The organism is Streptomyces sp. NPDC031479 (assembly GCF_055581065.1).
Window position 1 is genome coordinate 49,517 of record NZ_JBVIKC010000051.1, and the last position, 11,973, is coordinate 61,489.

Consider the following 11,973-nt stretch of genomic DNA (forward strand, 5'->3'; position numbering starts at 1 on the left):
CGGCTGCTCGGTGGCGGCGCCCGCAAACCTGCGGATCCCGTCGAGGCATGCGGTGCGGGGCCGCGGGTAGGCGCCGGGCACGCCGGCGGCGGCCGACGCGTCCGCGTCGCCGTCGCCGTCGGGGGCCACGGAACGGCCCCGCCGACGTTGTCCCTCCGGTCCGAGGAGCGACCATGCCCCGTGGTTCCAGTCCCAAGCGCGAACGCCAGTACGAGCACATCAAGGAGAGCGCGGAGAAGCGCGGCGAGAGCACCGAACGCGCCAAGGAGATCGCCGCCCGCACGGTCAACAAGGAACGGGCACGCGCCGGGGAGTCGAAGACGGCCGGTGAACTGTCGCTCCGGGACATGTCCTCGGCCAAGCGCGGCGGGCAGCACTCCCACAGCGGCGCGCGGGGGCCGACGTACGACCAGCTCTACGCGGAGGCCAAGCGCCGCAACCTGCACGGCCGTTCCACCATGGACAAGGCCGAACTGAAACGCAGGCTCGGCAACTGACCGCCCCTCACCGGCGGAAACCGTTGGCGGTCCGCCCCGGCCGCGGGGATCATGGACGACCACGCGCCACCCCGGGGAGGATCCTGCATGACCCTTGAGCCGTTCGTCCGCCGAGTCCTCGGCGACCGTCCGTTCGCCGAGATCGGAGAACCGGCCCTGGCCCTGGTCGACGAGACCTCGCGGCTGGTCGCCGTCGGCGGGGACGTGGGCTCCGTCCAGTGGAGCGGCGGCGCGACCGCGGACTTCGGCTGGACGGGGCACAGGGTCGGGGTCTACGAGCGGGATGGCCTGAGGTGCCGGCACCTCGCCCGGTCCCGCTACCCCGTGCGCTCGCTCGCCTTCCACCCCGTCCTCCCCCTCCTGGCCGTCGGAACGGGACGTTACGACGGCGGCTACTCCTTCGAGGGCGAACTGCTGCTCCTCGACACCGACACCGGCGACGTGGTGTCCGCCCTGTGCGACCGGCGGGAAGTGCTCGGCGTGAAGTGGCTGAGCGGGACGGCGCTGCGCCTGGTGGTGGCACCCCACGACGACTGGGAGAACCCCCTCGCGCACGAGCAGGGGCACGTGGCCGTGGTCGACCGCGCCGACTGGGGCGCGGTGGGGAAGGGGTCGATCGACTCCGAGGAGCTGGACGCCCCCGCGGAGCCGGCCGCCCGGACCGATCGCGGCGCGGAGGCCCGGGGGCTCCTGACGGACCTCGCGGCGGCGACCGGCCGGACCTGGTCCGTACGCCGCCGGGTGTGGGCCGTCGAAGCCCTGGAGGACGGCCGCGCGCTGGCGGCCCTGGACGGGGTCCGCGCGGAGTCGTGGCTTGCGTCGGGGGAACGGCAATGGACGGTCGAGGACGAGGCGGGCGGGCGCCAGCTCCTCCCGGACTCCGACGGCACCTCCCTGTGGACCAACGTGGAACGCGGCCACCTGCGCGCGGGACGCGGGCAGCAGCCGTCCCCGGGGACCGCCCGGATCACCCGCATCGCCCTGGACACGGGCCAGGTACTGGAATCGGTGCTCCCTGACGCGCCCGCGGTGCTGCTCGCGGGGGGCTCCCGGATGGTCCTGCGGACGGTGGACGGGCCCCGCGAGCCCCCCGCACGGCTGGTGATGCTGGATCGGGCCGGTCCGGTGGCCGGGCCGGAGGCCGGCGGGTTCGACGTGTTCAACCATCCGTTCCCGGTCCGTCGCGCGAGCGGCACGTACGCCCTGGTGGGAACGGACCCGGACGAACCGCACCGGGACAAGTGGGTCGTGGCGGTGAGCGCCGACGGAACACCGCGCCGGCTCTTCCCGCACTCCTGGGAGCCGCGGGAACACCACTTCGGCGGCCCGGCGGCCGAGATCGGACCGTCGCTGGTGTACGCGGGGCAGGTCCACGACGGCCGCGGTCCGCAACCCGGAGGGGCCTACGTCGTACGGCGGACGCTGAACGGAGACGTGCGGTGGCAGTACCGCACCGACAGCCCCGCGACCGCGCTCGACACCGACGGGGAGACGGTCTACGTGGCCTACAACTCCGGCACCCTGGTGGCACTGGACGCCGAGGACGGCTCCGTGCGGTGGCGCCGGGAGCTGGAGGTCGACGGTGTGCCCACCGTGGCCCTGTCCCTCGTCGTGGCACCGCGGGGCCACCTGCTCGTCGGGACCGTCGACGGCCGCCTCCTGGAGTGCGCCGGTTCCCCCGCGGGACGGCAGGGCGCGTCGTGAGCGCCGTCGGCGGGCCGTACGAGCCCGGACCGGGTCCGGGTCCGGCCGCGCCCCCCTTCGACCCGGAACTGGGCAGCGCCCTCGCCGCGTTGGGGGACGCCGTGCGGGAGCCGTTCACCCCCGGGAACCTGGTGGCCCGGCAGGAACGCGACGCCGCCGTCCGGCCCAGGCCGTCGCTGCGGGACCTGCGGGCCGACGGCCGCTTCGAGGTGGACGAACTGCGCGTGCCGGGAGCGGCGGGCGAGCCCGACGTGACGCTCGTGAGCGCCCGGCCGGCCGGGACCGCGGGCCCCCTGCCCCTGCTGTACTACATGCACGGCGGCGGCATGATCATGGGCAACGCGTGGTCCGTGCTCCCGCAACTGCTGCGCGCGTGGGCCCTCCCGCTGGGGCTGGCCGTCATCTCGGTCGAGTACCGGCTCGCGCCGCGGGCGCGCTACCCCGCACCGCTGGAGGACTGCTACGCCGGGCTCGTCTGGGCGGCCGCGCACGCCGCCGGGCTGGGCATCGACGCCGACCGCATCGTGATCGGGGGGAAGAGCGCCGGGGGCGGACTCGCCGCGGCGCTCGCCCTCCTCACCCGGGACCGGGGCGGACCCGCCCCGATCGGGCAACTGCTCCTGTGCCCCATGCTCGACGACCGCGACCGGACCTTCTCCGGCCACCAGATGGCCGGCGTCGACACCTGGGACCGCACCTCCAACACGACCGCCTGGCAGGCGCTGCTGGGCGACCGGCAGGGGGCCGCCGACCTGCCGCCCTACGCCGCTCCCGGCCGGGCCACGGACCTCTCCGGGCTGCCGCCGGCCTATGTCGAGGTCGGCTCGGCCGAGACCTTCAGGGACGAGGACGTGGCCTACGCCAACGCGATCTGGCAGGCCGGCGGCGAGGCCGAACTGCACGTGTGGCCGGGGGCCTTCCACGGCTTCGACACCCTCGCACCCCGGGCGGCCCTCAGCCGCGACGCCCGCGAGGCCAGGACCCGCTGGCTGCGCCGCACCCTCGCGCGGCACGCACCGGCGTCCGAAGGGCCGTAGACCACCGAGGGGTCGCCGGGCCCGCACGCCGCAGGGGCGGCCGACGTGGTGGTCGGCCGCCCCCGCGGTGGTGCCGGCGTGTCAGTGGGCGCCGAGGTGGGCGAAGTCGGCCCACTCCTTCTCGCCCTCCTTGGCGCAGGAGGCGGTGTAGACGGGGCCGAACGCGGCCGGGATGGCGGCGGCCGACGAGCAGTTGGACGCGAACGCGGCGTGGCCGCCGGAGAACTGCTCCAGGTCGACGCCGTCGTTCGCCAGGGCGGCGCCGGCCCCGCCCAGCAGGATGCCGGCGGCCAGGACAGAGGCGGTCAGGGCAGAGCGCATACGCATGACTACTCCTACAAGATCACTGGAAGACGTGCCGATGAGGTGGCGCGTCGGCCGGTTCAACATCGTCGGAGGGGCACGGGATACGGCATGTCACTCCAATGCAGGGCATCCGGAGCACCGCCGCCGGCGCTCGAAGGTCACTGCGCCGCCGTCGCGGCCGGAATGTCGATCCGGGCGGCCCTGCGGGCCGGCCAGAGCGAGGCGAGCAGCGCGCCCGCCAGCGCGATGAGCACGCCGACGGCGAGGCGCCCCCAGGGGAGGACCAGCGTGTAGCCCGCCACGCTCTCCTGGAGCGTGCGCCCGAGCGCCCACCCCAGGAAGACGCCCAGGGCCGTGCCGAGCGTCGCGCCGAGTCCGCCGAGGAGCAGGGCTTCCAGGCGGATCATGAGGCTCACCCCGGAGCGGTCCACGCCGAGGGCGCGCAGCGTGCCGATCTCCTTGTGACGTTCGAGGACGGACATCGCGAGGGTGTTCGCGATGCCCAGCGCGGCGATCGCCAGGGCCATGCTCAGCAGCGCGTAGAACACGTTGAGCTGGTCGCCGATGTCCCCGCTGTCCTGGGCGCGGATGCCGTCACGGTCGAGGACGGCCAGGGCGGGGTTGTCGCCGAGGGCGCGGGTGACCTCGCCCAGTGACGCCCGGCCCGCTCCGCCGGGCGTGGCGACGAGGACGCCGGCGGTGCTCGGGGCGGAGTCGTACCGGCCCACGAGGGAGTCGGGTGCGGTGATGCTGGGCAGCAGGTTGCTCTGCTCGTCCGCCCGGTACACGGCGCCGATGGTGACGCTGCCGCGCCGGCCGTCCCGCTCCAGGGGGAGGGTCTGGCCGACGTGCCAGCCGGCCGGACCGGCCTTGAAGTCGGCCACGGCGATCCGGCCCTCGGCGAGCGAGTCCAGGGAACCCTCGACCACGTCGTACCGCAGGAGCCCGCCGATGGTGGCCGGGTCCACGCCCGTCAGGACGGAGGAGACACCGCCCAGTCGGTAGTCGGTGGACTGGTCGAGCTGGCTGAACCGGGCGCCCGGGAGCTTCTTGAGGGGCGCCGCGGTCTCCGGGGTCATCCGCATGCCGCCCTCGGCGGGCTTCACCAGGTAGTCGGCGGTGAAGTCGTGGGTGGTCGCGCGGTCGAGGTACCGGGTGGCGGAGGCGCCGAGGACGGACAGGCCCGAGGCGAGGGTGAGCGCGATGGCGAGCGCCGCCGCCGTGGCACCCGTACGCCGGGGGTCGCGCACGGTGTTGCGGGCCGCGAGGGTGCCGTGCACCGGGTGGAGGCGGGTCAGCAGAGGCAGTACGAGGGCCACGAACGGCCGGGCCAGCAAGGGGATCAGGCCGATCGCGCCGGTCAGTGCGAGGGCCGCGCCGACGCCGATGACGGTCCGGGCGTCCCGCCCCGGGTCGAGGGCACCGCAGACGGCGGCGCCGACACCGCTGAGCAGCAGCGCGGCGCAGAGGCCGGTGCGCAGGGAGCCGGTCCGCGCCGGCTCCGCGGGCTCGGCCGCACCGAGCGCCGCGACGGGCGGGATCGCCATCGCCCGGCGGATCGGGAGCCACGCGGCGGCCATGGGCAGGAGGGTTCCGACCAGCAGGGACGTGAGCACGGTGCCCGGGGTGAGGACCAGCGGGGCGGCCGGGGCGTCATCGGCGGCGAAGACCGTCTGCAGCAAGGCCGCGACCCCGGTCCCGACGGCGAGGCCGGCCGCCGAGGCGAGCGCGCCGACGACGAGCGACTCGGTCAGCAGCACGCGGCGCACCTGGCGGCGCGAGGCGCCGACGGCCCGCATCAGGGCCAGCTCCCTGGTGCGCCGGGAGACCAGCATGGTGAAGGTGTTGGAGATGAGGAAGGTGGCGACGAACAGGGCGACGGCGGCGAAACCCACCAGGATCTGGCTCATGGTGTCGCTGTCGTTGCCGGCGAGGTTCGCCTGGATCGCGGCGAGCCGGGCGCCGGTGGCCGCGCCGGTGCCCGGGGGCAGCGCCGACTCGACCCGCCCGGCGAGTTCCCCCGCGTCGGTGCCGGGCGCCGCCGTGACCTCGGCGTTCCGGTAGCGGCCGGGCTGCAGGAAGAGCCGCTGCGCGGTGGCGTCGGTGAACAGCGTCAGGCTGCCCCCGGCGGGAAGGGTGGTCCCGTCGGTGCGGAAGGTCCCGCTGAGCGTGTACGAGGAGGCGCCCTGGTTCGTGCCGACGCGCACGGTGTCCCCGACGCGGTAGCCGCCCTTCGCGGCCGTGGTCTCGTCGAGGGCGATCCCGTCGTCGCGGGTCGGGCCGGAACCCCGGGTGAACCGGTAGGCCGGATCCTTGCCGTCGGCGCCGGGCGCGAAGTTGCCGCCCTTGTGGGAGGGGCCGTGGCCGAGGAGGCGCCCGTCGCGGTCGGCGACGGCGGCGAAGCCGTCGACCCGTCCCGTGACGGAGGCGACGCCCGCGACCTTGGCCAGCGCGGCCACGGTGGCGGCGTCGACTCCGGGCGGACCACCGCCGCTCGCGGCGCCGCCGGCGGCACGGGAGTCGTCGGGGAAGACGCTGACGGCGATGCGCGCGTAGCCGTCGGTCGCACGGGCGGTGGCGGCGCGGTTCATGCTGTCGCCGTAGACCAGGCTGCCGGAGATGAAGGTGACGCCGAGCATGACCGCGAACGCGGTCATCAGCAGGCGGGCCTTGTGCGCGGACACGTTGCGCAAGGCGGTACGGAACATGGGTGCGGATCCTGGGGGGCGGGCTCGGCGGACGCGAGCGGGCGGCTGGTGCGGAGCAAGCGGGGGAGGAGGCCGGGTCAGCCGGTGTGCGTACGGGTGTCGAAGGCCTTCATCCGGTCCAGGACGCGCTCGGGGGAGGGACGGGCCATCTCGTCGACGAGGCGGCCGTCGGAGAGGAAGACGACGCGGTCGGCGTACCCGGCGGCGACCGGGTCGTGGGTGACCATGACCACCGTCTGGCCCAGCTCCCGCACCGAATCGCGCAGGAAGCCGAGGACCTCCGCCCCGGCCCGGGAGTCGAGGTTCCCGGTGGGCTCGTCACCGAAGACGATGGCGGGGCGCGAGACCAGCGCCCGGGCCACGGCGACGCGTTGCTGCTGGCCGCCGGACAGCTGCCCGGGGCGGTGGCCCAGGCGCTCGGAGAGGCCGACCATCGACACCACGCGGTCCAGCCACTGCCGGTCGGGCCGCCGCCCGGCGACGGTCAGCGGCAGCGTGATGTTCTCCAGCGCGGTCAGGGTCGGCAGCAGGTTGAACGCCTGGAAGATGAATCCGACGCGGTCGCGCCGCAGCCGTGTGAGCTGCCCGTCGTCCAGGTTCCCCAGTTCTGTCGTGCCGATGCGGACGGAGCCGGAGCTGAAGGAGTCGAGCCCGGCCGCGCAGTGCATCAGCGTGGACTTGCCGCAGCCGGACGGACCCATGATCGCGGTGAACTCGCCCTCCCGGAAGGAGACGCTGACGCGGTCCAGGGCGACGACGCGGGTGTCGCCGCTGCCGTAGACCTTCGACAGGTCGGTGGCGGCGGCCGCGACGGCGGCGCCGGTCGTCGGGCGCGGGGCGAGCGGGGCGGACGGGGCGGACGGGATACGGGGGACGGCGGTCACGGGGACTCCTCTTCGGGTGCGCTGCGGTGCGCTTCGAAGGGTGTCCGGCGAACGTATCGGCGCCCGGGCGGCCGTGTACGGGCCGCCGCTCCGCTGTGTATCGATCGTGTAGCGGCCCCGGCGGGGCGGGCGCCCGGGCGGGACGGGTGGCGGGGCGGCGGGCCGTCGGAGCCGGCCGGATGTCAGGACGGCAGCAGCAACGTGGCGACGGCGCCGCCGTCCGGGGCGTTCTCCAGCCGCAGCTCGGCACCCAGGAGCCGGGCCTGGCCCAGGGCGATCGTCAGGCCCAGGCCGTGCCCGGAGCCACGCTCGGCCGCACCCGTGTGGAAGCGGCGGGGGCCGCCCAGGAGGAGGTCTCGGGGGAAACCGGGGCCGTGGTCGCGCACGACGACGGTACGCCCCTCGACCGTGACCTCGACCGGGGCGGCGCCATGCCGGTGGGCGTTGATGACGAGGTTGCCCACGATCCGTTCGAGGCGGCGCGGATCGGTCTCCACCGTCTCCACGGTCTCCGTCGTTCCCGCCGTACGGGCCGCCGCCCCGGGGCCGGTGACGGTGACCCGGGTGTCGAGGCCGGTGCGTGCCACGGCCTCCGCGACGACCGCCGCGAGCGGCACGTGGGCGCGCACCGGTTGTTCGGCGCCGGCGTCCAGCCGGGAGATCTCCAGCAGGTCCTCGACCAGCCCGCGCAGGTCGCGGACCCGGGCCCGCAGCAGATCCTCCGTCTCGCCGGGCGGTAGCAGGTCGACGGCCGCCAGCAGGCCGCCGACCGGGGTGCGCAGTTCGTGGGCCACGTCCGCGGTGAACTGGCGCTCGGTGCGCAGGCGCCGGCTGAGGCTGTCGGCCATGAGGTCGACGGTGGCGGCGATGTCGGCCACCTCGTCACGGCCCCTGGTGGGCCCCGTCCGGGCGTCTAGGTCACCGGCGGAGATCCGCCCCGCCGTCTCGGAGACCCGCCGCAGCCGGCGGGCGAGCAGCCCGGCTCCGTAGAACGCCACGGGCGTGGCGGCCGCGAGGGCGGCCAGGGAGGCCACCGCCATCGTCACATCGAGGCGTTGCAGGTCGTGGAGTTCCGGGCCCATGTTCACCTGGACGGCCAGCACCCGGCCGTCTGGGCCGTCGGTCCGCACGGCGGCCCAGACGCTCGGGCCCAGATTGCCGTCGACGTGCCCGTCGTACGCCGTGTGCCGGGTGGTGTCGGTGAGGCGGCGCAGGGAGGAGGGAAGCCCGTCCGGGTCGAGGGCGGCGCCGTTCGTGAGGGTTCCGGTGCGCCGGTGGACGTCCATGGCGGCGTAGAGCGAGTTGAGGGCCTGCGCTTCGGCCCGGCCGCGGATGTCCCGCGCGGTCCACACGTGCACGATCGCGCCCACCGCGGCGACGACCAGACAGGCGGTGGCCGCGGCCAGCGCGGCGATCTTCCAGCGCAGGGGTACCCGGTCCGGCCGTCGCCGGGGAATCGGTCGCACCCCTCTCAGCGCCTGAACTTGTAGCCGAAGCCGCGCACGGTCTCGATGCGGTCCCGGCCCACCTTGCTCCGCAGGCGCTGCACGCAGAGGTCCACGACGCGGCTGTCGCCGTCCCAGCCGTAGTCCCAGACCTCACGCAGGAGGGTGTGCCGGTCCAGCACGATGCCCGGATGGGCGGCGAACTCCAGCAGCAGTTTCAGTTCGGTCGGGGTGAGCGCCACCGGGCTGCCGGAGAGGGAGACCTCCAGGCCGCCGGTGTCGATGGTCAGGTCCCCGAAGACGAGCGACCGTCCGTCGGAGGCCGGTGCCCCGGTGTCCGGGCCCGGCGCGGGCAGGGGTGCGGGCTGCGGCGAGGGCGCGTAGGTCGCCCGCCGCAGGAGCGAACGGATGCGCGCCACGAGCACGTAGGTGTCCACGGGCTTGACCACGTAGTCGTCCGCACCGGCCTCCAGACCGGCGACCACGTCCAGCCCGTCACCGCGGGCGGACATCATCAGGACCGGCACCAGGCTGGTCTCCCGGACCCTGCGGCAGAGCCCGATCCCGTCGAGACCGGGCAGCATCACGTCCAGGATCAGCAGGTCGAAGTCCTCGTCGCGCAAGAGCTCCAGGGCGGTCAGCCCGTCGGCGGCGGTCCGCATGCGGTAGCCGTAGCGCTCCAGGGCGACGGCGAACGACCGGCGCATGAGCTCGTCGTCCTCCACCAGCAGCACGCGCACGGGAGGTGCGGGGGCCGGAGCGGGGGTGGACACGGACACGGGCTGACGGCTCCTGTCGGGACGGATGCGGTCGGCGACCGGGAGGGGGCGACCTGAAGGGAACGATAGGGCAGACGGCGGACGTGGTCCGCGCATCGCACGGCGGAGACCCGGTTCGATGGACGACCAAGCGTTTCCCGATACACGCCCGATACAAAACCGGTCCGGGGGCGGGCGCGGGCCCTTTGCCGGACCTCCTTACCATTTCGCTCAAGGATGACATTCACGCACTCGCGGTCCGGAACGAGGCGCGCGCCCCCGCGTAGCCCGGGAGCCCGGCTCCCCCCGCCGCCCCGCCGGTCACTCACTTCTGCGCGGGCTCCTGGCAGGCGGCCGAGACGGCCGCCATCCAGGAGCGGGCGGCGTCCCGCTGATCGGCGGTCAGCCCCTCCTCCAGTTCGGCCTCGCGTCGCACGACGGCCGGGAGCGCCTCCTCGTAGCGCCGGCCGCCGAGGGGGGTCAGGTGCACCTGGTGCGTCCTGCGGTCGGTCGGGTGGGGGGAGCGGGTGATGAGGCCGTCGCGTTCCAGTGCCGCGAGCATCTCGTTGGCGGCCTGCCGGGTGCTGCCGACCGAGCGGGCCAGCTGGGCCACCGACATGCCGGGGGACGCCCCGACCATCATCAGCGTGGCGAACTGCGGCACCGTGAGCCCGAACTCCTCCAGCGTGGTGCCGATGGCGGCGCGCATGTTGAGCCAGGTGAGCCGCACCGCGAAGCTCACCACCCGATCGTGACCGTGCTCGCCCATGAGGCGGCCTCCCCAATCTGATTGACAGGAACTTGACGAGTTGCCACGATGGGCGAACCGTCAGGAACTTGACGAGTCTACGTTGCGGCCGCGCCGAAACCCTCCTGAGCCGAAGGCAGTCACGCATGTCCTCCGCCACACCGCCGATGCCCTTACGCCCGTCCGCGCCACCACCGGCCCGCCGCCGGCTCATCCTCGGCGTCCTCGTCTTCGCCCAACTCCTCATATGGCTCGACGGCACCATCCTCACCACCGCCTTCGAGACCCTGTCCGACCCCGTCCTCGGCTTGGGGGCCACCCCCGGCCAGCTCCAGTGGGCCACCGGCGCCTACACCCTGGCCTTCGCCGGCCTGATGTTCTCCGGGGGTGCGCTCGGTGACCGGTTCGGCCACCGCAACACCCTGCTGGCGGGGATGGCCCTGTTCGGCCTCGCCTCGGCCTTCGCCGCCTGTGCCACGACCCCCGGCCAGCTCGTCGCCTGGCGCGCGGTGATGGGTGCCGGAGCCGCACTCCTCGTACCGGCCACCATGGCGGTGGTCGGCTGGACCTTCGAGCCCGCACAGCGGCCGGCGGCCTTCGCCGCGCTGTCGTCCTTCGCCGGTGTCGGGATCGCCGCCGGGCCGGTCCTGGCCGGCGTGCTGCTCTCCGCGTTCTGGTGGGGTTCGGTGTTCCTCGTCAACGTGCCCGTGGCCCTCCTCGGCCTCGGCTTCATCGCCCGTTACGTGCCCAACTCCCGCAGCCCCGAAGTCCGTCGGCTCGACCCGGCCGGGCTGGTCCTGTCGACGGGCGGCCTCGGCCTCCTCGCGTACGGCCTGATCCGCGCCGGCCAGGACGCCTCCTTCGGCCGGCCGGCCGTCTGGGGGAGCGCCGCCGCGGGCATCGCGCTGATCGCGGCCTTCGTCGCCGTGGAGCTGCGGATGGCGCATCCCAGTTTCGACCCCCGGCTGCTGGCCCAGCGCCGTTTCGCCACCGGGAACGTCACCCTCATGATGGTCTTCCTGGCCCTGACGGCCGGATCCTTCTACCTCGCCTTCTACCTCCAGGGCGCCCGCGGGTACTCGGCGTTGCAGGCCTCGCTCCTCGGCCTCCCGGGAGCGCTCGGAGTGGTCGTCGGCTCGCCGGTCGGCGTCCGGCTCGCCGGCCGGACCTCCGTCCGGCTCGTCTCCTCGGTCTCGCTGGCCGTCGCGGCGCTGGCGATGGGTTCCGTGTCCCTGTTCGACGCGACCACACCGATCGCCTGGTACTCGGCGGTCATGCTCGTCCAGGGCACCGCGATCGGCATGGTCATCGCCCCCGTCACGGGCGCGGTCCTGGGCTCCCTGCCGCTGGAGCGCTCCGGCGCCGGCAGTGCGGTCAACAGCACCCTGCGCCAGACGGGGAGCGTGCTGGGCATCGCGGCCGGCGGCACGATCACCTCGATCGTCTACCGGCGCACCATCGACGGTTCGCTGACCGGCCTCCCGGATCCGGTACGGCAGCAGGCGCGCGTCTCGGCCGAGCTCGCCCGGCACCTGGCCGCCGCCACGCACGACACCCGGCTCGCCGCGGCGGCCGACGGCGCCTTCCTCCACGCCATGCACGTCGGCGCGCTCTGGACGGCGGGATTCGCGCTCACCGGCGCGGCGGCCCTCGCTCTCGGCTTCCGGTCCGGCCGTCGTGGCGGGGGGCCGGTGAAGGGCAAGGGCGGGGGAGCGCGGTCGACGCCCGCCCCCGCCCCCGCCCCGGCCCCAGCTCCCTGACCGCCGCGGGCCGGTGGACGAAAACGGAGGCGGGGGGGGGGGGGGGGGGGGGGGGGGGGGGGGGGGGGGGGGGGGGGGGGGGGGGGGGGGGGGAGGGGGGGGGGGGGGGGGGGGGGGGGGGGGGGG

10 protein-coding genes are annotated in these 11,973 nt (G+C 74.9%); 4 read left to right on the forward strand and 6 right to left on the reverse strand.

What is annotated here, in order from left to right:
* The first annotated feature begins 173 nt into the window (after positions 1-173).
* The 3 genes from ACZ5D2_RS34915 (at position 174) to ACZ5D2_RS34925 (ending at position 3,238) form a co-directional block, all read left to right on the forward strand.
* A complete protein-coding gene (locus ACZ5D2_RS34915; protein ID WP_371680598.1) occupies positions 174-497 on the forward strand; it encodes a plasmid stabilization protein in 324 nt (107 codons plus the stop codon).
* A gap of 87 nt (positions 498-584) precedes the next feature.
* Positions 585-2,201, forward strand: a complete 1,617-nt coding sequence (locus ACZ5D2_RS34920) for an outer membrane protein assembly factor BamB family protein (RefSeq protein ID WP_468935082.1) — start codon at positions 585-587, stop codon at positions 2,199-2,201.
* A complete protein-coding gene (locus ACZ5D2_RS34925) occupies positions 2,198-3,238 on the forward strand; it encodes an alpha/beta hydrolase (protein ID WP_468935085.1) in 1,041 nt (346 codons plus the stop codon). The genes ACZ5D2_RS34920 and ACZ5D2_RS34925 overlap by 4 nt, the downstream gene beginning before the upstream one ends.
* Positions 3,239-3,319: 81 nt before the next feature.
* Here the strand turns inward: ACZ5D2_RS34925 and ACZ5D2_RS34930 are convergent, their stop codons facing one another.
* The 6 genes from ACZ5D2_RS34930 to ACZ5D2_RS34955 form a co-directional block, all read right to left on the reverse strand.
* Positions 3,320-3,565, reverse strand: coding sequence for a hypothetical protein (locus ACZ5D2_RS34930; RefSeq protein ID WP_371680601.1), 246 nt, complete (start codon positions 3,563-3,565; stop codon positions 3,320-3,322).
* A 137-nt stretch (positions 3,566-3,702) separates the two neighbouring features.
* Positions 3,703-6,252 (reverse strand): FtsX-like permease family protein, encoded by a 2,550-nt coding sequence (locus ACZ5D2_RS34935; protein WP_468935089.1) that lies wholly within the window; start codon positions 6,250-6,252, stop codon positions 3,703-3,705.
* A 77-nt stretch (positions 6,253-6,329) separates the two neighbouring features.
* On the reverse strand, positions 6,330-7,118 hold the full coding sequence (locus ACZ5D2_RS34940) for an ABC transporter ATP-binding protein (RefSeq protein ID WP_468935106.1): 789 nt from the start codon (positions 7,116-7,118) through the stop codon (positions 6,330-6,332).
* Positions 7,119-7,318: 200 nt separating this feature from the next.
* Positions 7,319-8,602 carry an ATP-binding protein gene (locus ACZ5D2_RS34945; RefSeq protein WP_468935092.1) on the reverse strand — a complete coding sequence of 428 codons (1,284 nt, stop codon included), beginning with the start codon at positions 8,600-8,602 and terminating at the stop codon, positions 7,319-7,321.
* A gap of 5 nt (positions 8,603-8,607) precedes the next feature.
* A complete protein-coding gene (gene cseB / locus ACZ5D2_RS34950) occupies positions 8,608-9,360 on the reverse strand; it encodes a two-component system response regulator CseB (RefSeq protein WP_468935095.1) in 753 nt (250 codons plus the stop codon).
* 304 nt (positions 9,361-9,664) lie between these two features.
* Positions 9,665-10,108 (reverse strand): MarR family winged helix-turn-helix transcriptional regulator, encoded by a 444-nt coding sequence (locus ACZ5D2_RS34955; protein ID WP_371680605.1) that lies wholly within the window; start codon positions 10,106-10,108, stop codon positions 9,665-9,667.
* 125 nt (positions 10,109-10,233) lie between these two features.
* Here ACZ5D2_RS34955 and ACZ5D2_RS34960 point away from each other — a divergent pair, with 125 nt between their 5' ends.
* On the forward strand, positions 10,234-11,847 hold the full coding sequence (locus ACZ5D2_RS34960; RefSeq protein WP_468935099.1) for an MFS transporter: 1,614 nt from the start codon (positions 10,234-10,236) through the stop codon (positions 11,845-11,847).
* The last annotated feature ends 126 nt before the right edge of the window (positions 11,848-11,973 follow it).

Bases quoted from the DNA above. Each gene is read 5' to 3' on its own strand.
- ACZ5D2_RS34915 (WP_371680598.1), top strand. From the start codon at position 174: ATGCCCCGTGGTTCCAGTCCCAAGCGCGAACGCCAGTACGAGCACATC.
- ACZ5D2_RS34920 (WP_468935082.1), top strand. From the start codon at position 585: ATGACCCTTGAGCCGTTCGTCCGCCGAGTCCTCGGCGACCGTCCGTTC.
- ACZ5D2_RS34930 (WP_371680601.1), bottom strand. From the start codon at position 3,565: ATGCGTATGCGCTCTGCCCTGACCGCCTCTGTCCTGGCCGCCGGCATC.
- ACZ5D2_RS34935 (WP_468935089.1), bottom strand. From the start codon at position 6,252: ATGTTCCGTACCGCCTTGCGCAACGTGTCCGCGCACAAGGCCCGCCTG.
- ACZ5D2_RS34955 (WP_371680605.1), bottom strand. From the start codon at position 10,108: ATGGGCGAGCACGGTCACGATCGGGTGGTGAGCTTCGCGGTGCGGCTC.
- ACZ5D2_RS34960 (WP_468935099.1), top strand. From the start codon at position 10,234: ATGTCCTCCGCCACACCGCCGATGCCCTTACGCCCGTCCGCGCCACCA.